General features: G+C 66.6%; 18 protein-coding genes. 5 read left to right on the top strand and 13 right to left on the bottom strand.

Annotation, left to right across the window (positions count from 1 at the left end; translation table 11 throughout):
* Positions 1-87: 87 nt before the first annotated feature.
* Entirely contained in the window at positions 88-390 is a 303-nt protein-coding gene (locus HHL13_RS14680) for a hypothetical protein (RefSeq protein ID WP_169556367.1), read from the bottom strand.
* Positions 391-410: 20 nt separating this feature from the next.
* Positions 411-3,275 carry a pitrilysin family protein gene (locus HHL13_RS14685; protein ID WP_346775563.1) on the bottom strand — a complete coding sequence of 955 codons (2,865 nt, stop codon included), beginning with the start codon at positions 3,273-3,275 and terminating at the stop codon, positions 411-413.
* A gap of 169 nt (positions 3,276-3,444) precedes the next feature.
* Between HHL13_RS14685 and HHL13_RS14690 the strand changes: the two genes are divergently transcribed.
* A complete protein-coding gene (locus HHL13_RS14690) occupies positions 3,445-5,094 on the top strand; it encodes a M20/M25/M40 family metallo-hydrolase (protein ID WP_169556368.1) in 1,650 nt (549 codons plus the stop codon).
* Between the two features lie 33 nt (positions 5,095-5,127).
* On the opposite strand, the gene HHL13_RS14695 is transcribed toward HHL13_RS14690, so the two are convergent.
* Positions 5,128-7,257: an acylase gene (locus HHL13_RS14695; protein WP_206376937.1), complete on the bottom strand. Its 2,130-nt coding sequence runs from the start codon at positions 7,255-7,257 to the stop codon at positions 5,128-5,130.
* A gap of 104 nt (positions 7,258-7,361) precedes the next feature.
* Between HHL13_RS14695 and clpB the strand changes: the two genes are divergently transcribed.
* A complete protein-coding gene (gene clpB / locus HHL13_RS14700; protein ID WP_169556369.1) occupies positions 7,362-9,941 on the top strand; it encodes an ATP-dependent chaperone ClpB in 2,580 nt (859 codons plus the stop codon).
* 37 nt (positions 9,942-9,978) lie between these two features.
* Here clpB and HHL13_RS14705 read toward each other — a convergent pair whose 3' ends face one another.
* The 5 genes from HHL13_RS14705 to HHL13_RS14725 all read right to left on the bottom strand — a co-directional run bounded on the left by HHL13_RS14705 (position 9,979) and on the right by HHL13_RS14725 (position 19,289).
* Positions 9,979-11,841 (bottom strand): tetratricopeptide repeat-containing sulfotransferase family protein, encoded by a 1,863-nt coding sequence (locus HHL13_RS14705; protein WP_169556370.1) that lies wholly within the window; start codon positions 11,839-11,841, stop codon positions 9,979-9,981.
* On the bottom strand, positions 11,838-13,325 hold the full coding sequence (locus HHL13_RS14710; RefSeq protein WP_169556371.1) for a tetratricopeptide repeat protein: 1,488 nt from the start codon (positions 13,323-13,325) through the stop codon (positions 11,838-11,840). Before HHL13_RS14710 ends, HHL13_RS14705 begins: the two co-directional genes overlap by 4 nt.
* Positions 13,326-13,339: 14 nt before the next feature.
* Positions 13,340-14,494 (bottom strand): aspartyl/asparaginyl beta-hydroxylase domain-containing protein, encoded by a 1,155-nt coding sequence (locus HHL13_RS14715; RefSeq protein WP_240953712.1) that lies wholly within the window; start codon positions 14,492-14,494, stop codon positions 13,340-13,342.
* A complete protein-coding gene (locus HHL13_RS14720) occupies positions 14,491-16,122 on the bottom strand; it encodes a sulfotransferase (protein ID WP_169556372.1) in 1,632 nt (543 codons plus the stop codon). Before HHL13_RS14720 ends, HHL13_RS14715 begins: the two co-directional genes overlap by 4 nt.
* An 86-nt stretch (positions 16,123-16,208) precedes the next feature.
* The gene (locus HHL13_RS14725; protein ID WP_169556373.1) at positions 16,209-19,289 is read right to left on the bottom strand and encodes a TonB-dependent receptor; all 3,081 of its coding nucleotides are present in this window, start codon (positions 19,287-19,289) and stop codon (positions 16,209-16,211) included.
* Positions 19,290-19,487: 198 nt separating this feature from the next.
* Between HHL13_RS14725 and HHL13_RS14730 the strand changes: the two genes are divergently transcribed.
* Positions 19,488-20,000 carry a hypothetical protein gene (locus HHL13_RS14730; RefSeq protein ID WP_169556374.1) on the top strand — a complete coding sequence of 171 codons (513 nt, stop codon included), beginning with the start codon at positions 19,488-19,490 and terminating at the stop codon, positions 19,998-20,000.
* A gap of 59 nt (positions 20,001-20,059) precedes the next feature.
* Here HHL13_RS14730 and HHL13_RS14735 read toward each other — a convergent pair whose 3' ends face one another.
* Genes HHL13_RS14735 through xseA form a run of 3 tightly spaced genes read right to left on the bottom strand, consistent with a single transcriptional unit; the run spans position 20,060 to position 22,580 of the window.
* Entirely contained in the window at positions 20,060-20,980 is a 921-nt protein-coding gene (locus tag HHL13_RS14735; protein ID WP_169556375.1) for a M23 family metallopeptidase, read from the bottom strand.
* Positions 20,980-21,177 (bottom strand): DUF2093 domain-containing protein, encoded by a 198-nt coding sequence (locus HHL13_RS14740; protein WP_169556376.1) that lies wholly within the window; start codon positions 21,175-21,177, stop codon positions 20,980-20,982. The genes HHL13_RS14735 and HHL13_RS14740 overlap by 1 nt, the downstream gene beginning before the upstream one ends.
* 23 nt (positions 21,178-21,200) lie before the next feature.
* Positions 21,201-22,580, bottom strand: a complete 1,380-nt coding sequence (xseA, locus tag HHL13_RS14745) for an exodeoxyribonuclease VII large subunit (protein ID WP_169556377.1) — start codon at positions 22,578-22,580, stop codon at positions 21,201-21,203.
* On the opposite strand from xseA, the gene purD reads away from it, so the two are divergent.
* Entirely contained in the window at positions 22,579-23,841 is a 1,263-nt protein-coding gene (gene purD / locus HHL13_RS14750) for a phosphoribosylamine--glycine ligase (protein ID WP_169556378.1), read from the top strand. The genes xseA and purD overlap by 2 nt on opposite strands.
* Before the next feature lie 106 nt (positions 23,842-23,947).
* Here the strand turns inward: purD and HHL13_RS14755 are convergent, their stop codons facing one another.
* Together HHL13_RS14755 and HHL13_RS14760 are read right to left on the bottom strand one after the other, a co-directional pair.
* Complete coding sequence (locus HHL13_RS14755) at positions 23,948-24,487, bottom strand: pseudouridine synthase (protein WP_169556379.1); 540 nt, start codon at positions 24,485-24,487, stop codon at positions 23,948-23,950.
* Positions 24,484-24,858, bottom strand: coding sequence for a ribonuclease HI (locus tag HHL13_RS14760; RefSeq protein WP_169556380.1), 375 nt, complete (start codon positions 24,856-24,858; stop codon positions 24,484-24,486). The genes HHL13_RS14755 and HHL13_RS14760 overlap by 4 nt, the downstream gene beginning before the upstream one ends.
* Before the next feature lie 138 nt (positions 24,859-24,996).
* Here HHL13_RS14760 and HHL13_RS14765 point away from each other — a divergent pair, with 138 nt between their 5' ends.
* Complete coding sequence (locus tag HHL13_RS14765; RefSeq protein WP_169556381.1) at positions 24,997-26,763, top strand: VWA domain-containing protein; 1,767 nt, start codon at positions 24,997-24,999, stop codon at positions 26,761-26,763.
* Positions 26,764-26,801: the final 38 nt, after the last annotated feature.

Here is a 26,801-nt window from a genome sequence, read left to right on the forward strand (position 1 = left end):
GCTCCTCCCCGAGCAAGCTCGGGAGGAATAAAAAAGGCCCGCCTCCTTCCGGAAGCGGGCCTTTTCGTTTCAGCGTCGCGGCGGGCCTTAGCCCAGGCGCGTGCCCGTCAGCGGGAAGGCGCCGAACGCGCCCGCGGTCACCGTGCCGGTGATCGCATCGCCATCCACCGTGGCTTCGGCGTCCAGCGTCATCGGCATCGGCACGCTGATGTCGAGCTTCCAGGTCAGCTTGTCGCCATCGACCTTGCCGTCCTTGATCTCGGCATTGCCCATCGCACCCGAATAGGTGCCGGTGAACGTGTCGCCCGAGCTAGCAATCGTCAGGGTCGCCTTCTGGTCGCCCATCGGCGAGCGGACCAGCGTGTCCCAGCTTCCATCGACATTGGCCATGATCTTCTCTCCTTTGATTATTACTTGGCGGCGGGCTTGGGCGCCGGAGCCGGTGCGGCGACGACTTCGACCGGCAGGCCGAGACCGTCGAGCTGCGGCCGGACGACCGACGCATCGCCGACCACGATCCACACGAACTTGTCCGGGTCGATCGCGGCGCGGGCGGCCGCATCGAGATCCGGCGACTTCATTGCGCGATACCGCGCGGCGATGGTGTCGTAATAATTGTCCGGGCGCTTGAACATGTCGTTCGACTGCATCGCGTTGAGCACCGCGCCCGACGTCTCGAACGTGCCCGGCAGCTCGCGCGTTTCGCCGTTGATGGTCCGCTCGAATTCGGCCGGGGTGATCCCCTTGGTCGTCAGGAAGTTGCGCACATCGGTGCGCAGTTCGGTGATCGACGCACCGGTCTTGTCGGCCTGAACCGGGGCGCTGATGACATAGGGCACGGTGCCTTCCATGCGGGTGAAGCCGCCGCGCACGCCGTACGACCAGTGCTTGTCTTCACGCAGGTTCATGTTGATGCGCGACAGGAAGCCCGAGCCGAGCACTTCGTTCGCGGTCATCACGTCGAGCAGGTCGGCGGTGCTGACCAGCGGGGTCAACTGCGCGCCGATGATCAGCGAAGTCGGCGACTGCGGCCGGTCGATCAGGATGATCTTCGGGCTCGACTGGGCCGGCGCCACGTCGAGCGCCTTCACGCCCGCCGTGCCGGTGCCCTGCCACTTGCCGAACCGCGCCTCGAGCGCGGTCTGGACCTCGGCCAGCGGACGATCGGAAACGACGAAGATCTTCGCCTTGTCCGGGCGGATCCATGCCTGATGGAAGCCGACCAGATCGTCCCGGGTCAGCGTCTTGATCGCTTCGGGGTCGCCGCTGCCTGCCGCCAGCTTGGCATAGGGTGAATTGCCGTAGAGCACCTTCGGCGTGGTGCGCTGGGCCAGGCCCTGCGGGCTGGTCAGTTCCTGCTGGATGCCGGCAAGCACCTGCCCGCGGACGCGCTCCAGCTCGGCCGGCGCGAACGCCGGGTTGCGCACCACATCGGCGAGCAGATCGAGCGAACCGCCAAGATTGGGGCTTGGCGAGAACAGGGTCACATAGGTGCGGTCGGCCGAATTGCCGGTGCCGATCCGCGCGCCCAGCCGTTCCTTGGCCTCGGCGATCTGGATCGAATCGAGATGGGTCGTGCCTTCGTCCATCACCGACAGAGCGAGCGACTGGAGGCCCAGCTTGCCCGCGGGATCGGCAACGACGCCGGCGTCGAAGCTGATCACGACCTGGGTGATCGGAACCGCCTTGCGCTGGGCATAGACGATCTCGACGCCGTTCGAGAGCTTCGCGCGCTGCACGTCCGGGAAGTCCAGATCGCCGATATTGCCGACGTCCGGCATCTTTTCCGGCCGGGTGTTCAGCGACACTTCTTCCTTCTTCGCTTCGGCCGGCTTGGCCGGCGCGGCGGCGGGCTTGGCTGCCTCGGCATAGGCGCCTTCGCGTGCGCCGGGCTCGACGGTCAGGGTATAGGCCGGCTTGGTCAGCCAGCGGCTGGCAGCCGCACGCACCTGCGCCGGTGTGGTCGAGGCGAGGCGGTTGAGCTGCTTCTTGTAGAAGCCCGGATCGTTGGAATAGAGCGCGCCCGAAGCGAGCGCCACGGCCTTGCCACCGAAGCCGCCCACCGATTCGAGGCCCGAGATGCGGCCCGAAATATTGTTGGTGGCGACGCGGGTTACTTCATCGGCGGTCGGGCCATTCTTGATCAGATCGGCCATGATCTCGTCGAGGCGGCTGACCGCCTTGGCGGGATCGACGCCCGGCGCCACGTCGAGCACGACCAGGAACATGCCGCCCTGCGACAGCGACTGGACGCCCGAGCTGACATTCACCGCCAGCTTCTCCTTGCGCACCAGCGCATTGTCGAGCCGCGACGACGACAGGCCGCCCAGCACGCTGGCGAACACGTCGATCGGCACCGCATCGGGATCATTGAGGCCCGGCACCGCCCACACGCGATAGACGCGGGTGGTGGCGACGCGATCCTTCATCGTCTCGCTCTTCGGTGCGGCGAGCGGCGTTACCGGCGCAGTGGGAAGATGGCTTTCCGGGCCGCGCGCGATGCGGCCGAAATATTTCTCGACCAGCGGGCGCGCGGTGGCGACGTCGATATCGCCCGCCAGCACCAGCACGGCGTTGTTCGGGCCATAGTGCGAGCGGAACCAGCCCTTCACATCGTCGAGGCTGGCGGCGTCGAGATCGGCCATCGAGCCGATCGGCAGGTGGCTGTAGGGATGACCCTTGGGGAAGACATTCTCGACGATCCGGTAGAAGGCCAGACCATAGGGATTGTTGTCGTTCTGGCGCTTTTCGTTCTGGACGACGCCGCGCTGCTCATCGAGCACTTCCTGCGTGATCGCGCCGAGCAGGAAGCCCATGCGATCGCTTTCGAGGAACAATGCGCGCTCCAGCGCCGGGGTCGGCACCGTCTCGAAATAATTGGTGCGATCGAAGCTGGTCGTGCCGTTGAAATCGGTCGCGCCGACCTGGCGCAGCGGCTCGAAGAAATCGCCCGGAGCGTTTTCCGAACCGTTGAACATCAGATGCTCGAACAGATGGGCGAAGCCGGTCTTGCCTTCGGGCTCGTGCTTCGCGCCGACATCGTACCAGGTCGAGACCGCGACGATCGGGGCCTTGCGATCGGTGTGGACGATCACGCGCAGGCCGTTGTCGAGCGTGAATTCCTCGTACGGAATGTCGACCGACTTGGCGAGTTCGGAGACCGGCGCGGGCTTCGCGGCGGGGGCGGCCGGGGTTGCCGCCTGCTGCGCATATGCGGGAGCGGAAACGGCGAGCGCGCAGGTCGCCGCGCTGCAGAACATGAGGAACGATTTCACTGCGGAAGTCCTTTTCACCAGAAGGTGGATGGCCGTGACCATAGCGCGGCGAGACGGGGCTGCAACCCAAACCGCCTTGCCCGGGCAACGCACCTGCGCAGCATCTTTATGTCCTCCGGTTTTTGCACTAGCCTGAGCGTTCGATCCTGGTTCCGGGGGAACAGATTTCATGCGCATCCCATTGATTTTCATCGCACTTTCGCTCGGGCTCGCCGCGCCCGCGATGGCCCAGACCGCGCCGAAGGCGGCCGAGCCGACCTTCTCCGCGGCGGCGGTGAAGGCGCATGTCGAGTTCCTCGCCGACGATCTGCTGGAAGGGCGCAATGCCGGCACGCGCGGCTACGACATCGCCGCGCGCTATGTCGCGACCCGATTCGAAGCCCTCGGGCTGAAACCGGGCGGGACCAATGGCAGCTGGTACCAGCAGGTGCCGCTCGCCGACTATGCACTGGATGCGTCCGCGCCTGCTTCGATCACCGTTGGCGGCAAGAAGTTCGCCAATGGCGAGGATGTGCTGATCGCGGCCTCCCCGCGCTACGGCAGCACCGCGCAAGTGCTGACCGGCGAAGTGGTATTCGCGGGCTATGGCCTGCACGACGATTATGCGGGCCTCGACGTGAAGGGCAAGTTCGTGGCCGTGCTGCTCGGCTCGCCGCGCGGAATGAGCGAAGCCGATGCGGAAGCCGCCGGCGCCGAAGAGAAGGACGCCAGTGCGGGCAAGCACGGCGCGCTCGGCATCCTCTACATCGTCAGCCCGGACAATCTGAAGCGCATGTCCTGGGCCAGCGCGCGCGGCTATGTCCTGCGCTCGCAGATGACCTGGCTCGGGCCGAACGGTGCGCCGGGCGGGGACGATCCGGGGATCAAGATCGGATCGTACATCAATCCGAATGTGGCCGCCGCGCTGTTCGCGGGCAGCCCGAAGACTGCCGACCAGATCTTCGCATCGGTCGCCGCGGGCGAGCGCCCCAAGGGCTTTGCGCTCACCCCCAAGGTCACCACCGAGCGCACCAGCAAGGTGATGATCGTCAACAGCCCGAACGTGATCGGCATCCTGCCCGGTTCCGATCCGCGCCTCGCCGCCGAATATGTCGTGCTCTCGGCGCATCTCGACCATGACGGCGTCGATCCTGACCTGAAGGGCGACGACAAGATCTATAACGGCGCGATGGACAATGCCGCGGGCGTCGCGACGATGCTCGAAGTCGCGCGCGGCTTCGCCGAAAGCGGAAAGCGGCCCAAGCGCTCGATCCTGTTCGTTGCGCTGACCGCCGAGGAAGACGGGCTGCTCGGCTCGGAATATCTCGCCAAATATCCGGTGGTGGGCAGCGGCAAGGTGGTCGCCGACGTCAATCTCGACATGCCGATCCTGCTCTACGACTTCACCGACGTGGTCGCGTTCGGCGCGGAGCATTCGACGCTGGGCCCGATCGTCGAGCGCGCCGGCGCGCGGATGGGTGTGACGCTTTCGCCCGATCCGATGCCCGAGGAGAATCTGTTCGTCCGCTCGGATCACTACAGCTTCGTCAAGGCGGGCGTGCCGTCGGTGTTCCTCGTGACCGGCTGGGCCAATGGCGGCAAGGAAGCCTTCCAGAAGTTCCTCGCGACCGACTATCACAAGGTCAGCGACCAGACGAACCTGCCGTTCAACTGGGAAGCCGGGGCCAAGTTCGCGAAGATCAATTATCTGATCGCTCGCGAAATCGCCGACGCGGCCGAAGCCCCGCGCTGGTACGAAGGCAACAAGTACGGCGACCAGTACGCGCCGGGCCAGCCCCGCGCGAAAAAGCCTGCGGAGAAGCCCGCGGCGAAGAAGTAAGCACTGATCTCCCTCTCCCAATGGGAGAGGGATTCAGGGCCGGTACCTTCTCTCGGTATGCCCGCGCAGCCCGGCGGGATCGAACCAGACCGGCTTGAACCGGTGCGCGACGAACAGCCGCGCCTGATCGGTATAATGTTTCGAAGCGGGCCGCGTGCTCGCCGATCCGAAGGGCTGGATCGACCGCGACGAAACCTTGCCGGACGTGTCCCAGGTCACGAACATGATGAAACTGTCGCCGTGGCGGATCGCGAGGCGGCCATCGGGCAGTTCGTCGTAACTGGTCGCGGCGCGCAGCGAATCCGGGCCGCCGTCCATCGGCAGGTCGACATTGCCTTGACGCAGCCGGATGAAGCTGCCCAGCGGCAGGTCCAGCCGGCCGAAATGCCTTTCCAGATAAGTCGCGGCTTCGGTCAGCACCGTGCGCGGATCGGGTTTTGGCTTGCGCTCGTAATGCCAGCGATTGGGCACGCGCAGGATCGAGTAGGCGAGCGAATCCGCCGCACCCTTGCCGTCGAAATTCCAGTCCCATGCCGCCAGCAGATCGCGGGCGCGGATCAGCAATTTGTCGCCCCTGGGATCGACCTTCAGTATCTCGTCATACCAGCGCCCGAGATAGCCGGTCCGGCTCACCCCACTGTCGAACTTGATCGCCACCAGATCCGCGTCGCTGATCGAACCGTCCGCCGCGAGCAGTTCCAGCGCGCGGGTGCCGCGATTGGTGGTGTCGGTCTCGACGCCCAGCAAAGGCGGCTGGAGCGGGATTTCGGAGCCCTCGCCCGCCGCCTGATAGGGCGAATTGTTGGCGTTCTGGAGGAAGCCCGAACCCGGATTCACGTTCCGCGGCACCATGCTCCACGGCACCGTTCCCGGCGCATACGCCTTTGACGTGTCGCCCGGCAGCACCTTGGCATAGTCATAGCCCGGCTTCCGGTTAGGGAAGCTGGCATTGTAGAAATAGGCGATATTCCCAGCCTTGTCGGCATAGAGGAAGTTGGTGCCCGGCACGCCCTGCATCGCCATCGCCGCCTGCCACGCACCGAAGTCCCGTGCGCGGTTGATGCGGTAATATTGCTCGACCATTCTCAACTGGTCCGCACCGCCATAGCGCAGCGCATAGGCCCCGCTCCTGTTGCGCATCACCGGCCCCTGCACCGCGCGCTCGACGCTGCGCGGCACCGGCAGCACGAACGGCCCCCAGAGCTTCACCGGCAGCCAGACGGTGTGCTTCTCAAGTCGGCGCCACTGGCCATCGTAACGATACTGGTCGCCGCCTTCGTTCAGCACCAACCTGTACACGTCGATCATGTCCGGCCGGTTGACCGTGTTCGTCCAGCCGAGATGCTCGTTATGCCCCATCAGCGGATAGGGCGCGCCGGGGAAGGTCGCGCCGGCGAAATTCCAGCCCGTCTTCGAATGCACCACCAGTTCGTACCATGCCGCCCCGCCGCGCCACGGCTGGTGCGAGTTCGACACCAGCCGCGTCGCACCGTCCGCCGATCGCTTTGGCGCAACAAGGAACGCGTTCGACCCGGCCTGGCCCGGCTCCGGCCCAAGCGGCGAGAAGTTCGGCGCATCGAGCGCGCCCGCGCTTTCGACCGGTAGCGGCTTGTCCCCGCCCAGCGCGCCGAGATACGCGTCCAGCCCGAAGAAGAAGGGCGAGCGCACGACGAAGCCGGTCGCGATATCCTCGCCATTGACCGGGAACAGTTTCGCCAGCCGGATCTCCTGCGGATGCTTCTCGGCATAGCGGTTCAGCCCGGCCGCATAGCCGTCGAGCAGCGCCCGCACGTCTGCCGGCTGCTTCATATAATCCCGCGCCACCGTCGCCCGCGCGCCGAGCAGATCGACGACATAATCGGTCTTCGCCCCCTCCTGCCCGTTGATCGCGCCGAGCCGCCCGCGCGTCATCGCCAGCACTTCCTGAAGCGTCGAGAAATCATCCTCGGCATGGGCATAGGCGATGCCGTACGCGACATCGGGATCGGTCTTCCCGAAGATATGCGGCACCCCGAAATCGTCGCGGACGATCTCGACGTCGTACGTTCGGTCCGGCGGGGGCGCCATGCGCCGCGCCAGCAACGGCTCCCATGTGGCGAGGCCGAATGCGGCGACGAGGATCAGCGCGACCAGCGACAGGCCGATACGGCGAAGCCACTTCATTGCAGCGAGGCCCAAAGCGGGGCAAAAGCCAGGATCATCACGCCTCCCCTTGTGTTGCCGAAATGCAACACCATCTGTTTCCGCGAAGGGTAACAGGGACGACCATGAATCTCGACAAATTTACCGACCGCGCCAAGGGTTTCCTCCAGTCGGCGCAAACCGTCGCCATCCGCATGAACCATCAGCGGATTTCGCCCGAACATTTGCTGAAGGCTTTGCTCGAGGACGAGAAGGGCATGGCTTCGGGCCTGATCGCGGCCGCGGGCGGCGATGCGAAGCGCGCGCTGGCCGAAACCGATGCGCTGCTGGCGAAGGTGCCTGCGGTGTCGGGCGGCGGGGCGCAGCAGACGCCGGGCCTCGACAATGATCTGGTCCGCGTGCTCGATCAGGCCGAACAGGTGGCGACCAAGGCAGGCGACAGCTTCGTCACCGTCGAGCGGCTGCTGCTCGCGCTGACACTGGCCAGCACCACTGCGACCGGCAAGGCGCTCGCGGCCGCGGGCGTGAAGCCCGAGGCGCTCAACACCGCGATCAATGCGCTGCGCAAGGGCAAGACCGCCGACACGGCAGGCGCCGAGGATCGCTATGATGCGCTGAAGAAGTTCGCGCGCGACCTGACCGCCGATGCGCGTGCGGGCAAGCTCGATCCGGTGATCGGCCGCGACGAGGAAATCCGCCGCACCATCCAGATCCTCGCCCGCCGCACCAAGAACAATCCCGTGCTGATCGGCGAACCCGGCGTCGGCAAGACCGCGATCGCGGAGGGGCTCGCGCTGCGCATCGTCAATGGCGACGTGCCCGACGGGATCAAGGACCGCACCCTCATGTCGCTCGACATGGGCAGCCTGATCGCGGGCGCCAAATATCGCGGCGAGTTCGAAGAACGGCTGAAGGGCGTGCTCGACGAAGTGAAGGCCGCCGAGGGCGACATCATCCTCTTCATCGACGAGATGCACACGCTGATCGGCGCGGGGAAGACCGAAGGCGCGATGGACGCCGGCAACCTGCTCAAGCCCGCGCTGGCCCGCGGCGAGCTGCATTGCATCGGCGCGACCACGCTCGACGAATATCGCAAGTATGTGGAAAAGGACGCTGCGCTCCAGCGCCGCTTCCAGCCGGTGTTCGTCGGCGAGCCCACGGTCGAGGATACGATCTCGATCCTGCGCGGCATCAAGGAGAAATATGATCTGCACCACGGCGTGCGGATCAGCGACGGCGCGATCGTGGCGGCGGCAACCCTGTCGAACCGGTACATCACCGATCGTTTCCTGCCCGACAAAGCCATCGACCTGATGGACGAAGCCGCGTCGCGCATCCGCATGGAAGTGGAGAGCAAGCCCGAGGAAATCGAAAATCTCGACCGGCGCATCATCCAGCTCAAGATCGAGCGCGAGGCGCTGAAGAAGGAAAGCGACGCTGCGTCGAAGGACCGGCTGGCGACGCTCGAATCCGAGCTTGCGAACCTCGAACAGCAATCCGCCGAGCTGACCAGCCGCTGGCAGGGCGAGAAGGACAAGATCGCCGGCGAAGCGAAGCTGAAGGAACAGCTCGACGCCGCGCGCGTCCAGCTCGATCAGGCGCAGCGCGCGGGTGATCTCGGCAAGGCGGGCGAGCTGCAATACGGCACCATCCCCGCACTGGAGAAGCAGCTGGAGGAGGCACAGGCCACTACCCGCGGCGCGATGCTGCGCGAGGAAGTGACCGCCGACGACATCGCGGCGGTGGTCGCACGCTGGACCGGAATCCCGATGGAACGGATGATGGAAGGCGAGCGCGAGAAGCTCCTCAACATGGAGGAAATGCTCGGCAAGCGCGTCATCGGCCAGTCGGACGCGGTGAAGGCCGTCTCCACTGCCGTGCGCCGTTCGCGGGCGGGGCTTCAGGACCCGAACCGGCCGCTGGGCAGCTTCCTGTTCCTGGGGCCGACGGGCGTCGGCAAGACCGAGCTGACCAAGGCGCTCGCCGAATTCCTGTTCGACGATCCCAATGCGATGGTCCGCATCGACATGAGCGAGTTCATGGAGAAGCATTCGGTCGCGCGGCTGATCGGCGCGCCTCCGGGCTATGTCGGATATGAGGAAGGCGGCGTGCTGACCGAAGCGGTGCGGCGCCGCCCCTATCAGGTCGTGCTGTTCGACGAAGTCGAGAAGGCGCATGGCGACGTGTTCAACGTGCTGCTGCAGGTGCTGGACGACGGGCGGCTGACCGATGGCCAGGGCCGCACGGTCGATTTCTCGAACACGATCATCATCCTGACCTCGAATCTCGGTTCGCAGTTCCTCACCAATCTGGGCGAGGGGCAGAAGGTCGATGATGTCGAGCCGCAGGTGATGGAGATCGTCCGCGCACATTTCCGCCCGGAATTCCTTAACCGGCTCGACGAGATCATCCTGTTCCACCGTCTGGCGGCGGATCACATGGCGCCGATCGTCGACATCCAGGTCGCGCGCGTGTCGAAGCTGCTGGCCGATCGCAAGATCCGCATCGAGCTGACCGATGCGGCCCGGGCGTGGCTGGGCCGGGTCGGCTATGATCCGGTCTATGGCGCGCGTCCGCTCAAGCGCGCGGTGCAGCGCTATCTTCAGGATCCGCTGGCGGACCTGATCCTGCGCGGCGACGTGAAGGACGGATCAACCGTCCATGTCGACGAAGGCGACGGGAAGCTGGAACTGAAGGTGGCGTGAGGCTGCCGGGCCCCTCCTCTGTGGAGGAGGGGCCTGGTCAGAGTTCGTATCCCATCCGCTCCGCCCAGGGTTTCAGTACCGGCAATACCGGAGCCATCTGCTCGCGATATCGCTCCCAGCGCCCGGCGGAGCGCTTGTAGATCGCCTCGCCGACCTGCGCGTAGCTGGCGGTGCGGATATGGTCGCGCTTCGCCGCCGCGCCGCGATTGTCGAGGATCTTGTCGTCCCACGGCATGTCGAGAAAGCCGAGCAACGCGCGCATCTCGCCTTCGAGATCCTCGACCATCCGCTCGTAGCGGACGCGGTGGACCTGCACCGGCAGCAGCGCGGTCGCGCGTTCCCAGCAGGTGAAGGCCGCGTCGTACAATCGCGCCGCGCCTTCCAGCGTGACGAACTCGCGCATCGCCTTGTTGAGCTGAAAGTTCGACATGAAGCAGCTCAGCACCGCGTCGCACGGGTGGCGCTCGACCAGAATCAGCTTCGCGTCGGGGAACACGCGGTGGATCAGCGGCACGCGCGCCATGTGCAGGGGATATTTGTCGACGACCGTCTGTCCCGGCCGCTCCGGCTTGGAGATGATGTCGAGCGCTTCGAAATAGCGCGCGCGCATCGCTGCCGCCTGTTCGCCGGTGATGTCCGCCAGCGCATCGGGATCGATCATCGCCTCGACCTGCCGCATCACCGGCAGCTCCTCCAGCACGTGCAGATCCGGCATGTTCATCATCAGCGTGTCGAGCAGGGTCGTGCCCGAACGCGGGAAGCCCAGGATGAAGACGGGCGCCGGTGGCGTATCCGGCACCGCGATACGCGACCATTCCGCGACCTTCGCCGGAGTCAGCCGCGCGATCTCGGCCGCTACCTCGCCATGATAATCCTCGTCGGACGGCCCCGCCGCCGCCAGCGACGCACGATTCATCGCCTCGAATGCAGGGAAAGCGCGGCCGGTGTCGCCCAGCCGGTCGGCGATCTCGGCCAGCAACTGCCAGCGCCGGATCGGGTTGATCGTCTCGGGCGTCGCTTCGGCAAGCGGCAGCGCACCCGCGAAATCGTTGCGCCGCCGCAGCATCCATGCGCGCAGGAAATCGAGTTCGGCCCCGCCCGCGCCGTTTGCCGCCGCGGTTTCCGTCAGCGCTTCCAGATCGTCGATCCGGTTGAGATTCTCGAGCAGCAGCCCCAGCTCGAGATAGGCTGGCGTCAGCGCCGGATCGATCGCCAGTGCCGCCCGGAACGCCGCCTCGGCAGCCGGATAATCGCGCACGCCCGCTTCGGCCAGCCCCAGCTCCAGCTGCACTTCGGCATCGCCCGGCACAGCCTTCGCCGCTGCGCGCATCGTCGTCTGCCGCGCGTCCTGCCGGTCGGCCCCGGTCAGCAACCGGGCGAGATTGATGTACATCGCGGGCAGATCGGGCCGCAGGTTGATCGCCCGCTCGAACGCGGCGATCCCGCCTTCGACATCGCCGGTCGCGGCGCGGGCATTGCCGAGATTGTTCCAGCTCTCGAAATCCTCGGGGAAAGCCGCAACCACCCGCGCATAGGCGTCCCCCGCCGCTGCGGGCCGTTCCTGCTGCTGGTGGATATAGGCCAGCAGCCGGATCAGCTTCGGATCGTCCGATCCGCCGATCACGTCACGCGCTTCGTCCAGATCGCCGGTCGAGACCAGCGCCATCGCCAGATTGGCGCGCGTCGCGCGATCCTGTGGCGCGGCTGCCAGCGCAATCCGCAAATGCTTCGCGCCGCCCGCCGGATCCCCCATCTGGCACGCGATCATGCCGGCAAGCGCGCGCAGCGGCAGCAGGCCGGGATTCGCCGCCAGTGCGGCCTCCGCCGCCACGCGCGCGCCGGGCAGGTCGCCACGGCGATAGCGTTCGATCACCGGCGCGAGTTCGGGTGGCGGGCTCAACGCGGCGGCGCCACATCGAACGCCACGGTCAGCCGCTCGCCCGACGCGAACGGCACGGTGCCGTGCCACATGGTCGACGGGAACAGCACCAGCCGCCCGGGCTTGGGCTCGATCATCCGCACCGGCGGCAGATCGAGACCCAGCGATTCCTGCGGCGCGCCGAGCGTCAGCCAGCCCTCATGTCCCTCGCGCCCCTCGGGCAGCGCGACATAGAGCGCGGAACTGAACCAGCCGAGCGGGTGGATATGGTTGGCGTGCCGCCCCGATCCGCCAAGCCGCACCGACCAGCTGCCGGAGAAGCGCGGCGTACGGTCGCGGCGCGGCGCAAGCGTCGGGTGCCGGGGATCGCGCATCGGCAACTGGGCGACATGCCCGCGCACCGCATCGACGATCGCAGCGCGCAGCTGGCGGATCTCCGGCTCGATCCGGCTGAACAAGGGTCCATCGGTCTGCGTGCCGCCGCGCACCGACTGGTCGAGATGCTGGTCGTTCGCGCGATGCATTCCGCGCAGCACCTCCGCGAGCCGGTCGAGCGGGGGCAGCTTGGCGGTCAGGTCATAGATGCCGACCAGTCGCGGATCGCCTTCCATCCATTGCCAGCGCGGGTCGCCCGTCATCCGCCAGGCAAGCGAGGCATAGGGCCACATCAGCCGCCCCTCGGGATGCGGCGTCCAATGGTCGATGAGGGGCAGCGCCGCTTCGGCGCGGCCGGTGCGCAGCAGATGGCGGACATGGCGCACCGCGAACGAAACGTCGTTGAGCCCCGCCAGCTTCGCGTAGAGCCCATCGGCCTGCGCCACCGCACCGGTCTCCGAATGGACCACGGCTTCATTCGCGTCGAGGAACACGCTGTTGCCCAGCATCCGCCGGGCGCGGTCGATCACCGGCAGCGTCTCGGCATAACGGTCCGCCGCCATCAGCGTCAGGATCAGCGATTGCCACAGGGCTTCGTTGCCCGGCTGCACCGCGAGCGCGCGATCGAAGGACGCCATCGCAACATCCTTTTGCCCCAGGATGAAGCGCAGACGCGCGAGCTGCTCATGGCCGGTGGTCCAGCCCGGATTGGCTTCGACGATCGCCGCAAGTTCGGCCAGCGCCGCTTCGCCGTCGCCGCGCTGGAGCCGTGCCGCCGCCAGGCTCAGCAGCGCGTCGCCATCGCCCGGCGCGATCTGGATCGCCGCCCGGTACAGCGCTTCGGCGTCGAGCCCCGCTTCCATCGCAGTCTGCGCGCGGCCCAGCGCGATCTTCGCGTCCTGCGGGGCGAGCATCGCCGCCGCATTGAAGGCCGGGATCGCCAGTGCATGTTCGTCCAGCCCGCGATAGAGCAGGCCGAGCCATTGCCACAGCTGCGCGTTGTTGCGCACGGTCTCGGCCGCAGCCTTCACCGGCGGGATGGCGCGGGCCTCCTGCCCTTCCTCCAGCGCAACCTTGGCGAGCAGCATCGCCGCGGTCGCGTCGCCCGGATTGCGCTCGGCGCGCGTCATCGCCTCGGAAAAGCTCACAGCCCGCCCACGCCGCTTCCGGTCTGCGCTTCCATCAGCGCCTTGACCGCCGCCTGCTCCGCCCGGCTCAGCCCCGGATGCACCACGTCGATGATGAACACGACGCGCAGCGCCTTGCTGGGATTGGCCGCTTCATGCTCGATCGTATCGTCGAACACGAACGCCTCGCCGCGCTTCCACTCGCGCGTCTCCGCGCCGACGCGGAACCAGCAGCCCTCCGGCACGATCAGCGGCAAGTGGCAGACCAGCCGGGTGTTCGCCACGCCGGTATGCGGCGGAATGCTGGTTTCGGGCGCCAGCAGCGAGAACATCGCATTGGGCGAGCAGCCCGCGATCCGGGGCTGGGGCAACCGCTCGAGCAGCGCCATCGTCTGCGGGCAATGCCGGGCATTGGCGCGGATCGTCCGGCCATTCTGCCACAGATGGATCGCGGTCCAGTCGCGCGAATGGTTGAGCGGGCGCCATTGCTGCAACGGCTCGTGCTCGGGATACTGGATATAGGGGACCAGCTCGGCCCGCTCGGCGGCCATCACCGCATCCAGTTCGCTTGCGATAGTGTCGGTCGCCGCTTCCAGCTCGGCGAGCCAGGGGAAGGCACCGCGATCGTGGAACTCGCGCTCGACAAGGCCCGGAAAGTGGAAATGGGTGGGCTTCGAATGGAACACCTTCGTCAGCCGCAGCGCATTGCTGCGAAAGCGCGCGATCCGCTTCGCTTCCTCGTCGCTCGCGCCGGCTTCGGCATCGCCCATCGCCCGCGCCAGCTTCGCTTCGTTCGCGGCGATATGCGCATCGTACCGCGTCTTGCCATGCGCCAGCGCGGCAAGGATCTGCGGCGCGAGCGCACCCTCGGGCCGCTGGGCGAGCGCGCGGCCATAGGCTTCGCCCGCTTCCGCATCATCGAGCCGTTCGAGCAGGCTGGCGCGCATCAGCAGCGCCATGAAATCGAGCGACGAAAGCGCCAGCGCGCGGTGCACCGCGTCCAGCGCGGCGGGCAGATCGCCGCCCGCGCGGCGCATCGCCGCCAGCTTCATCCAGTGATCGATCGTCTCCGGTTCGGCCGCGACCAGCTGTTCGAGCAGCGCGCGCGCGCGACCGATATCGCCTGCCGCCGCGGCGCGGTCCGCATCGCGGCTGAGCTCGGCCGGCGTCATTTCACCCAGCGTTCGAGCAGCGGCAGCACCGGCGCCATCCGATCGGCATAGTCGCGCCACTTGCCCACGCCTTCGGCATTCAGGCCGCGCGCAAGCTGCGGCGCGCTGGGCGTGAAGACCCCGCGCTCGCCGACCTTGTCCGCGAAGGCGCGCAGTTCCGGCGTCCATTCGATGCCGAGATGCGCGCACACCGCCTGCGTGGTGCCGTCGAAATCGGCGATCATCTCCTCCAGCGCGCAGCGCAGCCCATGTACCGGCGCGGCGGCCTCGGTCGCTTCGCGCTGCGCCATCGCCGCCGCGAAGAGCGTCGCCGCACCTTCCAGCGTGAGCATCTGGTAATTGGCGTCGTTCATCCGGAAGCGGCGGCGGAAGCAGCTCAGCACCGTGTCGCGCGGATCGCGCTCGGCGAACAGGATGCGCGCGTCGGGGAAGAGGCGCGCGATCAGCGGCAGCTTGAAGCTGTGGAACGGATGCTTGTCGACGAACACCTTGCCCGCCGGATCGACGCCCTGTTCCGCCACCCGCGCCCAATAGGCCGAACGATATTCGTCGAGCGCCGCATCGGGCAGATCCATGAACGCGCCGAACTTTTCCGGAGACGCGAGCAACGCGCGCGCGCCATCGACCAGGCATTCCTTCTCGGCCAGCGTCACCGTTTCGGGATGCTGTTCGAGCACCTGTTCGAGCAGCGTCGTGCCCGAGCGGGGAAAGCCGACAAGGAAGACATGGGTGCGCGCGGGCCCCTTGCCCGCGCCGGGCTGAACCGCGAGCCGGCGTCCGCCCAGCAGCGCCGTCGTTTCGTTCAGCAGCGCGACAATGCCCTGACGCTCGCCATATTCGGCCGCATGGGCCTGGCGCGAAAGCACGCCGGATTGCGTCCATGCATCGAACGCTTCGGGGAAACGCCCGGCGCGGTCGAGCGTATCGCCGAGCAGGCCCAGCGCAATCGCCCGGTCCGATGCCGGCAGCGCCACAGCGGCGGCAAGCTCGCGCAGGCGGGGTTCGGCGGAAGGATCGCCCAGCGCGGATTCGGCTTCGGCCAGCGTAAGCAGCAGGGGCGGAAATCCCGGGGCGCGGGCCAGCGCCTGAAGCGCCAGTGCGCGCGCCTCATCGGCCGCGCCGCGGCGGATCGCCAGCTGGGCAAGGCCGTTCAGCGCGATCGGATTGCCGGGCTGGAGCGCGATGGCGCGCTCGAAATCCTGTTTTGCGTCAACCAGCTGGGCGATCGCCATGCGCGCCGTGCCACGGTTCGACCATGCCGGTGCGAAACCGGCGTCGATCGCGATCGCAGCATCGAATTCGGCCGCGGCTTCGGCCGACCGGTCGAGCCGATGGAGGATCAGGCCGAACGCATTGCGGATGCCGTGCGCCTGCGGCGCGATCTCGGCGGCGCGGGCAAGCAGGGCGGCAGCATCTTCGATCCGGCCCGCTGCTTCGAGCCCGCCCGCGGCCAGATCGAGCACCATCGGATGTTCGATTCCGCTCGCCAGCGCCTGCGCCGCCATCGTCTGGGCGCGGACCATGTTGCCCCCGGTCAGGGTGGCGTGGATCGCGCGTAGCGTGGCGCGGTCCGCCTCGATGTCGCGGGGGGCGGTCGTTGCGCCAGTTGCGGAGGATATGCCGGACAAGGCTCGGCCTTTTCTGGAATTGGCTGAGATAAAAAAATGGGCCGGCAGATCGCTCTGCCGGCCCGTATTCGTAGGCGAGTGCCGACTTAGAAGTCCAGCGTCACGCCTGCGTAGATGTACCGGCCCAGCGCGTCATAGACGACCGGGTAGGTGTTACCGTTGCAATACACGCTGGCGCAGGCGTTGATGACTGCGCTCGTGCCGTTAGCACCGATGATCGGCGGCTCCTTGTCGAGCAGGTTCTGCACGCCAAGGCGGAACGAGTAGTGCTTGCCGACCGTCGCCGAGAGCGACAGATCGAGGTAGCTCTGCGACGGGATCTTCGCGTTAAGCGGCGCGAAGGCGCCGGTCAGAGTCGGGTTGGTGCTCGAACGGTCGATCGAGACGGCGTCGAAATAACGCCAGCCGAGCGACAGACCCACGCCCCAAGGCGAAGTGTAGGTCAGGCGAGCCTTGTGACGCCATTCCGGAGTCGGCGTCCCGCACTGCAGACCATAAAGGCCCGTGCAGTCATAAGGAGCCGACACGCCGTTGTTGGTGACCAGCGAGTCCAGATACGTGCCGTTCACGTTCAGCGCGAGGCTGCCCATCGAACCCAGCTCGTGGCTGTAGCTGAGGCCGATATCGACACCGGTGGTCTTCAGGCTGCCGACGTTCTGCGTCGTATCGGTCACGTAACCGCCTGGGGTACGCCACAGCGAACCGAACTGGTCACGATTGATCAGGTTGCAGAACGAAGCGTCGCCGGTCCGCAGGCACGTCTCGATGATCGTGTCCTGGCCGATATTGGCGACGGTGTTGTCGACGGTGATGTCGAAGTAGTCGACCGTCAGCGCGAAGTTGCGGACGAACGTCGGCTGGAAGACCACGCCCACCGTGTAGGTGTCCGCGATTTCCGGCGTCAGGTTCGGGTTACCGCCGATCAGGCCGTTATACTGGCCTGCCGGATTGCCCGCGATGGTGCCGAACTGGGCAGCCGACACACCGGTGTTTGCGCACTGGAGCTGGGTGACACCCGAAGCAAGGATGTCAGCAGCCGTACCCGCACAGGGATCGCCGTTGCCGTTCAGTGCGACACGCCGCGGAGCGAACAGCTCCTGGATGTTCGGCGAGCGGACTGCGCGGTTGTACGCAGCGCGGAAGCGGATGTCGCGAACCGGAGCGAATTCCGCCGCCAGCTTGTAGGTGTCCGTCTGGAACGAACGGCCGGCGATGTCATAGTCCGAATAGCGATAACCGCCTTCGATCGAGAGGTCGGCGATGAAGCCGTCCTGGACGAGCGGCATGCGGCCTTCGAAGAAGAACTCCTTCACGTTGAAGCTGCCGGTAACCGGCAACGTCGCCGCACCCTGGCCGGCGAGGTCGCCGGTCTGGAATGCGATGTCGGTGTTCAGTTCGAGAGCTTCCTTGCGATACTCGAAGCCAAGGTTCACCGCGAGGCCGCCATTGGCCCACGGAGTCTTGACGCCATGCTCGCCCAGCAGGGCCGTGACCGAGAAGGACGCGACGGTCTCTTCGGTGTTGCCGCGCTGGAAGCCCGGGATCGTGATGTAGTTGACCGAACCCGCGCTCGGACCCGTAGCCGCGAAGATGTCCCACGGCAGGCAGTTCGGATCTTCACCCGACAGCACCGAACGGCAGATCGGGTTGATGCCCGGCTGGTTCGGATCGTCGACGACATCCAGCGCCTTGGTGATGCGGCTGACCGAAGCGTCGTTGTAATAGGTCTCGGCGAAGTTCGTACGACCATACATATAGTAGGAGTCATAGCTGAAGCCGTTACCCAGATTACCCTTCATACCAGCGACGATACGGTAGCTGGTGTGCTGCAGGTCGTCGCGACGCGGACCGCCTTCGGCGTTGCGGCGCAGCGGCTGCAGGAAGCCGCGGTTGTAGGTCGTGCCGGTGGTCGGATCGATGAACACAGCAGCCGGGCCGCCGGCCGAACCGGGAGCGCCGATGGCTTCGCCATCCGCGTTGAGCAGGTTCTCGTTATCGCAAACGATGCTGAGCTGCTGAGCCGACAGAAGCGGGTTGTTGCAGTTGATCGAGAGCGTGTTGCCGAAGTTACCCGACGGCGCGATCTGGGCGATCGAGCGATCGTCCATGAACATGCCTTCGAGGTAGGGCTGCAGCGCGTCGCTGATCTCATACTTCGCGAAGAAGCCGGCGGTGTAGCGTTCGTCGGGACGCTGATAATAGTTGGTCGGCGCGAAGTTGTACGGCGTCGAACCCGGAATGAAGGTGCGGTTCGGACCGACCTGGAAGATCGTCGAGGTGCCGCCATCATAGACGATGAACGAACCCTGGGGCGACGTAGCCGAACCACCGCAGGTGAACAGCGAGGTAGCGCTGTTGTTCGGAACTGCACGAGCCTGCGTGGCGCAAGCCGAATAGTCGCGACGATCCTGGGTGACCGCGTTGATCTTGCGATAGCCGACATAACCGACGACATGGCCGCGGCCGTCATCGAACGATGCGCCGATCGTGGCCGTCGCATCGACGGTGCCGCCATCGGTGACCGAACCATCCGGATAGGGGAAGCCGCGCGCGTTGAGCGCGTTGCGGATGCCCGTCTTCGAATCGTTGTTGTGCTGGTAGAAGCTGTACTGGCCATCGATCTTGAAGCCAGTGAAGTCGGTGTCCATCACGAAGTTGACGACGCCGCCGACCGCGTCTGCACCGTAAACCGACGAAGCACCGCCGGTGAGCACGTCGACACGGCTGATCAGCGCTGCCGGGATCGCGTTAAGATCCGGCGACGGAACCGAGGGATCGCCCGGGACGAGACGGCGGCCGTTGATCAGCACGAGCGTGCGCTGCGAGCCGAGGCCGCGCAGGTTGACCGTGGCGGTGCCGGTTGCGCCGTTCGACACGTTGCCGCCGAATTCGGCGAAAACCTGCGGAAGCGCGTTGATCAGGTCTTCCGCACGGGTGGTGCCGGTGAGCTTGATTTCTGCCGAGTTGATGACCGTGACCGGGCTGGTCGAGGTCAGATTGGGCTGCGGAATACGCGAGCCGGTGACAAGAATTTCCTGTCCTTCTTCGGCGGCCTGCCCGTCGACGGGCGCGCTATCCTGCGCGAATGCCGGCGCGGCGATGAGCGCGAAGCCCATCGCAAGCGGCGCGGCACTGAGCTTCAGATGCCCTGCCAAATTCTTCTTCATGGAACGTCCTTTCCCTGAATCCTAGGTGCCCCCTTTAAAGCACCGGATTCCGCGGATGAAGCAGGCGGCGCGGCCCATGTAAATCTACTTAGTCACATCAAGGACACATGGCGAAACACCTGTGGGCATTTTGCAACACAGCATAACTTGACACGACTAAGCCCTGGACCACTAGTTGCGGCCAGGAGGACGCCTGAAATGCGACTGATATGGACCGCGCCCGGCGCGCTGCTACCCGCGCTTCTGATCGCCACGCCCGCCCTCGCGCAGGAGCGCTCGAAGACCCTTACCGCCGTCGTCGATTGCCGCAAGATCGCCGATTCCGCGGAGCGTCTGGACTGTTACGACAAGGCGGTCGGCGAGCTCGATGTCGCTGAAAAGGATAAGAAAGTTGTCGTTATCGATCGCGAGCAGGTGCAGGAAGCACGACGTTCGGTGTTCGGTCTGTCGCTGCCGCGAATCCGCCTGTTCGCGGGCGGCGGAGAAGAGGAAGTCAACGAGATCGAGTCGACCATAAAGACGATCGACCGCAACGGCGCGGGCCGGGTGTTCTTCACGCTCGAGGACGGCGCCCGCTGGGTCCAGACCGACGACCGCACGGTGGTCGGCGTTCGCCCCGGCACAAAAGTCACGCTGACCCGCGCCGCTATGGGTAGTTTCTTTGCAAAGTTTCGCGGCGGCATCGCAGTGCGAGTCGCGCGGGTAAATTGACCGGAACAACTTGGCCGCACCCGCGCGGCCAAGTTTCCGTAAAGTAAAACGCGCGATTTTTACTCTGCGGCGGGCATCGGGCCGGCGAGCAGCAGCGGATCGATCCGCGCGTCGCGCCATTTCATCCCCCAGTGGAGATGCGGCCCGGTCGCCCGCCCGGTCGCGCCGACCAGGCCGATCGGCTGGCCGCGGCGGACATGCGCGCCGGTGGTCACATCGATCCGCGAAAGATGCATGAAGGCGCTGTTCAGCCCCGCGCCATGATCGATCATAAGCAGATGACCTTCGAGCGTGAACGGTTTCGCAGTTGCGAGAATGACCACGCCATCGGCCGGCGCGATCACCACCGTGCCCACCGGCCGCGCGACATCGACTCCCGAATGATAGGCCCCGGGCTCCCCGGCATAGATACGCTGCGATCCGAAGCGGGTCGAGATGCGTCCGGTCACCGGCCACAGGAAAGGCTGACGCCAGCCCTCGGCATCGGTCTGCATCCGCCGCGCGCCGTTGATCTGGGCGAGCTCGCCCGGGCGCAGCCGCTGGAACTCGGCCGTGGGCACCGGATATTTGGGCAGGGTCGGCAAGCGCGAGATGTTCCAGGCACGCGGCGCGACGCTCAGCGTCTCGGCAATCCGGGATCCATTCTCCAGCGTCGCGACGAGCTGTGCGCCCGGCCCGGCATCGCGATCGAACGCGATCAGGAACGCGCCGTCACGCGCCACCGTCACCGGATCGCCGTTGAAGGTCAGCATGGTCGTGCCGCGCGGCGCGGCGCCGATCACGACGCCGCCCTGCACGATCTGTCCGCGCAGGCCGAACGCACCGCGCGGCGCGGCCTGGATCGGTTCGCCCGCCTCGACGCTTTCCGGCGCGACCATCGCCGCGACCGCTTCGTTCCCGGCCGGCGCGCCCGCCATATGGCCGCTGCCCAGCAGCACGAACACGGCGGTGACGGCGGGCAGCCGCGCGAAAAAGCCCATCAGTATCCGCTCGCCTTCGCGGCCAGCTCCGCGCTGGCATAGGGTTCCTGCTTCGCCACGCTCCAGTAGCGCAGCATGTCGAGCGGGATCCGCTCGTCGCTGACCGAACAGACGACATGGTCGCCCGGCGACAGCACGCGAAAGCCGTTGGCCATGTAATGGAGCCGCGCGGCGCGGGTGTTGTTCGACATCAGCATGGCAGGTTTCCGGCTATTCGGGTTTACAACAGGCTTGGCTGTTCGGGCTTGGCCCCGTCATAGGATTTGCCGCCCGCACGCTCAACCCGCGCATCTACCGGCCCGTCCCTGAACTGGAGCGTAATGGCCCCCGCGGCGCGCGCTTCCTCGGCGGTCATCACCACCTTGCCGCTCGCCTTCGCCCCGACGCGGACATAACCGCGCTGGAGCAGATTGTCGGGATTGACCGAATCGAGCAGCCGCGACGCGCCGAGCAACCGGTGCCGCGCCGCTTCCAGCCGATGCTCGAGCGCCGCGGGGCGCAGCGCGCCGCCCGCCCGGTCGAGCTCGCCGCGAGAGCGCTGGACCTTGCGCTCCAGCCCCCGGTCGAGCCGTCCGCCCAGATCATCCATCTTCTGCCGCTGCGGCCCGAGCAGCGCATCGCGCCGGGGCAGCACGCGCACCAGCGCCGCCAGCCGCTCGCCGCCGCGCTCGTGATAGCGCCGCGCACAGCGCTCGGCCCGCAGCGCCATGCTGGCGATGCCGTGGCGCAGTTCGGCCAGCACCGGCACCGCCATCTCGGCGGCGGCGGTCGGCGTCGGCGCGCGCAGATCGGCGGCATGATCGGACAGGCTGGTGTCGGTCTCGTGCCCCACCGCGGAGATCACGGGAATCGAGCAATCGGCGATGGCGCGCACCACCACTTCCTCGTTGAACGACCAGAGATCCTCGATCGAGCCGCCGCCGCGCGCAACGATCAGCAGGTCCGGGCGCGGCACCTTGCCGCCGGGCTGGATGGAATCGAACCCGCGCACCGCATTGGCGACTTCCATCGCCGATCCGTCGCCCTGCACCTTGACCGGCCAGACGATCACATGCGTCGGGCAACGATCCTCGAGCCGGTGGAGAATGTCGCGGATCACCGCGCCGGTGGGCGAGGTGACCACGCCGATCACCTTGGGCATGTACGGCAACGGCTTCTTGCGGCGCGGATCGAACAGGCCCTCGGCGGACAGTTTCGCCTTGAGCTTCTCGAGCAGCGCCATCAGCTGGCCTTCGCCCGCCAGTTCCATCCGCTCGATCACGATCTGGTATTTGGAGCGGCCGGGATAGATCGTAAGCTTGCCGGTCGCGATCACTTCGAGACCGTCCTGCGGCTGGAACGGCAACGCGCTGGCGGCGCCGCGCCAGATCACCCCGTCGATCACTGCGTCGGCATCCTTCAGCGCCAGATAGGCATGGCCCGACGCCGCGCGCTTCCACCCCGAAATTTCGCCGCGCAGGCGGACATGGCCGAACTCGCCCTCGACCATCCGCTTCAGCTTCGACGACATTTCGCTGATGCTGAGCGGCGCGGCGTTGTCGCCGGGCACCGCCTCGGCTACCAGCCGCCCCGATGAGCTTTCTGAAAAGGGATCGGGCATGAACGTCCTGCTGGTGGGATCGGGTGGACGCGAACATGCGCTGGCGTGGAAGCTCGCGCAATCGCCGCTGCTCGATACCCTCTATGCCGCGCCGGGCAACCCCGGCATCGCCCAGGTCGCCGAAATCGCCGATATTTCGGCGAGCGACCATCGCTCGCTAATCGATTTCTGCATCCGCCATTCGATCCAGTTCGTCGTGGTCGGTCCCGAGGCGCCACTGTGCGAAGGCCTTGGCGACAATCTGCGCACGATGGGTATCGGCGTGTTCGGCCCGAACCGTTTCCCCGCGCAGCTCGAGGGATCGAAGGGCTTCACCAAGGATCTCTGCCAGCGCGAGAAGATCCCCACCGCCGCCTATGCCCGCGCCGAAACGAAGGACGGCGCGCTTGCGGCGCTCGACGATTTCGGGATTCCCGTGGTGGTGAAGGCCGATGGCCTCGCCGCGGGCAAGGGCGTCACCGTTGCCGAGACGCGCGAACAGGCCGAAGCCGCGATCCTCGACATCTTCTCGTCACCCGGCGCCAGCGTGGTGATCGAGGAATTCCTGACCGGAGAGGAAGCCAGCCTGTTCGTCCTGACCGACGGCACCTGCCTGATGCCGTTCGGATCGGCGCAGGATCACAAGCGCGTCGGCGAAGGCGATACCGGACCCAACACCGGCGGCATGGGCGCGTACAGCCCCGCCCCGGTCCTCACTGCCGCGCTGGAGCAGCAGGCGATCGACGAGATCGTCCGCCCCACGGTCGAGGCGCTGGCGCGGCAGGGGCATCCCTATTCGGGCGTGCTCTATGCCGGGCTGATGCTGACCGCCGAGGGTCCCAAGCTGATCGAGTATAACGCCCGCTTCGGCGATCCCGAATGCCAGGTGCTGATGACCCGGCTGGAAGGCGATCTGCTCGAATATATGATCGCCTGCGACAAGGGTACGCTGGGCGGGATGCCCGCCCCGGTCTTCACCGAAGGCACCGCGCTGACGGTGGTGATGGCCGCGAACAACTATCCCGGTACGCCCGAGACCGACGGCGAGATCGCCGGGATCGAAGCAGCTGAAGCGACCGGCGCAAAGGTCTTCCACGCAGGTACGAAGCTGGACGGCGGCAGGCTGGTCGCCTCGGGCGGCCGCGTGCTGACCGTGACCGCGACGGGCAAGACCGTGCGCGAAGCGCAGGCCGCCGCCTATCGCGCAGTCGATGCGATCGACTTCCCGACCGGCTTTTGCCGCCGCGATATCGGCTGGCGTGAGGTTGAGCGGGAAGGCTGATCTAGCTGATTCGTGCTCCGGCGAAGGCCGGAGCCGTGGCCGTCGCAGCCCATATTGGCCAACGCTCCTGCCTTCGCCGGAGCACAATTGGTTTGAACGGGCAGCGCTAAACCGCGCGCCATTTCCCCGGCGCCAGCCCCTCGACGCTCCAGTCCCCTATCGACCAGCGCACCAGCCGCAGCGTCGGCAGGCCCACCGCGGCGGTCATCCGCCGCACCTGGCGGTTGCGGCCCTCGCGGATCGTCAGCTTCAGCCAGCAATCGGGCACCGTCTTGCGGAACCGCACCGGCGGATCGCGCGGCCAGAGCGCGGGATCGTCGATCCGCTCGGCCTCGGCGGGCAGCGTCATCCCGTCCTTCAGCCGCACCCCGCGTCGCAACTGCGCCAGCGCGGCCTCGTCCGAATCGCCTTCGACCTGCACCAGATAGGTCTTGGCCATCTTGTATTTCGGGTCGGCGATCCGCGCCTGTAGCCGCCCGTCATCGGTCAGCAGCAACAGCCCCTCGCTGTCGCGGTCGAGCCGTCCGGCTGGATAGACGCCAGGCACCTCGACGAAATCGGCCAGCGTGCGCCGCTTCGGTCCATTGGCCTCGTCGGTGAACTGGCACAGCACGTCGAAAGGCTTGTTGAGCAGAATCAGCGTCACCGGTCGTGCAGCCTTGCCAGCGCGATCCCGGCGAGATTCTGCGTGCGCTTGATCTGGCGGATACGCGGCGGCGCTTCGCCCGCCAGCGCGCGAAACCGTTCGAGATGCGCGATGCCGGAGCCGCGCGGCTTCACCGTCCCGTTGGCCTGTCCGACGATACTCGCCGAATCGCCCATCAGCACGAAATCGCGCCCAGAAGACTGCCCCACTTCCAGCGCATGGATCAGCGCCAGCCACTCGGCGTCAGCGCTCGTCCCCTGCCCCAGATCGCGCACGACATGCGTCCGCCCGCCCGCGACCACCGCGAGCTCCATCGCCCCTGGATTGGGCCGGCAACCGCCGTCGAAAAAGACCTTGAGAGGCGAAGCCATCCCTCCCCTCTACCGCGCGGACCGGCCATCGCAACCATCGTCAAATGATATGTTATATCCTGTTCATCCACCAGTCATGCAGGAAAGCGGACATTCCGACCCGGATGCCCTTCGCGGGCGCCATTAGGGGAGAGTCACATGCCGCGTTCCGCCTTGATGCTCGGGGCTTCCGCCCTGCTTCTCACCTCCGCCGCGCCGCCGCCACCGCCGCCCGTTCAGGACGGCAAGCGCGCGCAGGACCGTCAGGACCGCTCGCCGGTCCGCTGCCGGACCGTCGCGGACAATGGCGAATATCGGAGCCAGCCGCGCTACACGCCGCCGCCCGCCTATGCGCCGCCGCCGGCACCCCCGCCGCCACCCTCCGCACCGCCGCCGCCGGTCATGATGCGCTCCGAAGCCACGGTCACCGGCAATCGCGTCCGCACGCCTGTCGCCACGGGCAAGGTCGCCGCGCCGGGAGGCTATACCGCCGCACCCTATGGCGCGCCGGGCAACACCGAGCGCTATGACGGCAAGGACGTCGGATCGATCCAGTCGGTGCTGGCGCAGCCCGTCTCCACTTTCTCGGTCGATGTCGACACCGGCGCCTACGCCAACGTCCGCCGTTTCCTGAAGCAGGGCGCTACGCCCCCGGCGGAAGCAGTGCGTACCGAGGAGATGATCAACTATTTCCGCTACGATTATCCGCGCCCCACGTCGCGCGACGTGCCGTTCAGCGTCACCACCGATGTCGCGCAGACGCCGTGGAACCCGAACACCCGCCTGATGCGGATCGGCCTGCGCGGCTATGACGTGGAAGCGCGCGGACGGCCCTCCGCCAATCTCGTCTTCCTGATCGACGTGTCGGGATCGATGGAATCGGCCGACAAGCTGCCGCTGGTGAAGCACGCCCTCACTTTGGTCGCGCAACGGATGCGGCCGCAGGACAAGGTTTCGATCGTGGTCTATGCGGGCGCTGCCGGCGTCGTCCTCGAACCCACCTCGCGCCCCGAATATGTGAAGCAGGCGATCGACTGCCTCTCGGCCGGCGGATCGACCGCGGGCGGAGCTGGCATCAAGCTGGCCTATGACGTCGCCCGCGCGAACTTCATCAGGGGCGGGATCAACCGCATCCTGCTGGCCACCGATGGCGACTTCAACGTCGGGATCAACGACAACAAGGCGCTGGAGGCACTGGTCAAGCGCAACCGCGACGACGGGATCACGCTGACCACGCTCGGCTTCGGCACCGGCAATTACAACGAAGCGATGATGGAGCGGATCGCCGATGTCGGGAACGGCAACTACGCGTACATCGATAGCGCGATGGAAGCGCAGAAAGTGCTCGACGACGAGCTTTCCGCCACCCTCTTTACCATCGCCAAGGACGTGAAGATCCAGGTCGAGTTCAACCCGGCGCAGGTGAAGGAATATCGCCTGATCGGCTATGAGAACCGCGCGCTGAAGGAAGAGGATTTCGACAACGACACGGTCGACGCCGGCGACATCGGCGCGGGGCATCAGGTGACCGCCTTGTACGAGATCGTGCCGGCGAGTGGCCCGGGCTGGCTGCCCGATCGCCGCTACGACGCGAATCGCCCCGCGCCCGCGCCTTCGGCCGGCGGCGAAGCGGCGTTCGTGAAGCTGCGCTACAAATTGCCCGGAAACGAGACGTCGCGACTGATCTCGCGCCCCGTTCCGGCCGGATTGATTCGCACCGCACAGGCTCCGCGCGGCGACATGGCGTTCATCACCGCCGTGGCCGCCTTCGGACAGCGGCTTCGCGGCGACAAGTATCTGAATAACTTCGGTTACTCGCAGATTCTGGGCCTCGCGGGCAGCTCGAACAACTATTGGCGCACCGAGTTCGGCCAGCTGGTCCGTCTCGCAGATGCACAAAACCCGCGTTCGAGGCGCGACGACTAGCTGGACGCGGCCCGAACCAGCGCTATGTCTCGGATAAG

The sequence above is a fragment of the Sphingomonas sp. G-3-2-10 genome, from assembly GCF_012927115.1.
Taxonomy (GTDB): Bacteria; Pseudomonadota; Alphaproteobacteria; order Sphingomonadales; family Sphingomonadaceae; genus Sphingomonas.

What these genes read in the sequence shown, in the direction of transcription:
- HHL13_RS14715 (WP_240953712.1), bottom strand. Translation starts at nt 14,494, where the DNA reads ATGACGCCGGCCGAGCTCAGCCGCGATGCGGACCGCGCCGCGGCGGCA.
- HHL13_RS14740 (WP_169556376.1), bottom strand. Translation starts at nt 21,177, where the DNA reads ATGCTGATGTCGAACAACACCCGCGCCGCGCGGCTCCATTACATGGCC.
- HHL13_RS14710 (WP_169556371.1), bottom strand. Translation starts at nt 13,325, where the DNA reads ATGACGCGCGCCGAGCGCAATCCGGGCGACGCGACCGCGGCGATGCTG.
- HHL13_RS14735 (WP_169556375.1), bottom strand. Translation starts at nt 20,980, where the DNA reads ATGGGCTTTTTCGCGCGGCTGCCCGCCGTCACCGCCGTGTTCGTGCTG.
- HHL13_RS14695 (WP_206376937.1), bottom strand. Translation starts at nt 7,257, where the DNA reads ATGAAGTGGCTTCGCCGTATCGGCCTGTCGCTGGTCGCGCTGATCCTC.
- HHL13_RS14730 (WP_169556374.1), top strand. Translation starts at nt 19,488, where the DNA reads ATGCGACTGATATGGACCGCGCCCGGCGCGCTGCTACCCGCGCTTCTG.
- HHL13_RS14690 (WP_169556368.1), top strand. Translation starts at nt 3,445, where the DNA reads ATGCGCATCCCATTGATTTTCATCGCACTTTCGCTCGGGCTCGCCGCG.
- HHL13_RS14680 (WP_169556367.1), bottom strand. Translation starts at nt 390, where the DNA reads ATGGCCAATGTCGATGGAAGCTGGGACACGCTGGTCCGCTCGCCGATG.
- xseA (WP_169556377.1), bottom strand. Translation starts at nt 22,580, where the DNA reads ATGCCCGATCCCTTTTCAGAAAGCTCATCGGGGCGGCTGGTAGCCGAG.
- HHL13_RS14760 (WP_169556380.1), bottom strand. Translation starts at nt 24,858, where the DNA reads ATGGCTTCGCCTCTCAAGGTCTTTTTCGACGGCGGTTGCCGGCCCAAT.
- clpB (WP_169556369.1), top strand. Translation starts at nt 7,362, where the DNA reads ATGAATCTCGACAAATTTACCGACCGCGCCAAGGGTTTCCTCCAGTCG.
- purD (WP_169556378.1), top strand. Translation starts at nt 22,579, where the DNA reads ATGAACGTCCTGCTGGTGGGATCGGGTGGACGCGAACATGCGCTGGCG.
- HHL13_RS14725 (WP_169556373.1), bottom strand. Translation starts at nt 19,289, where the DNA reads ATGAAGAAGAATTTGGCAGGGCATCTGAAGCTCAGTGCCGCGCCGCTT.
- HHL13_RS14765 (WP_169556381.1), top strand. Translation starts at nt 24,997, where the DNA reads ATGCCGCGTTCCGCCTTGATGCTCGGGGCTTCCGCCCTGCTTCTCACC.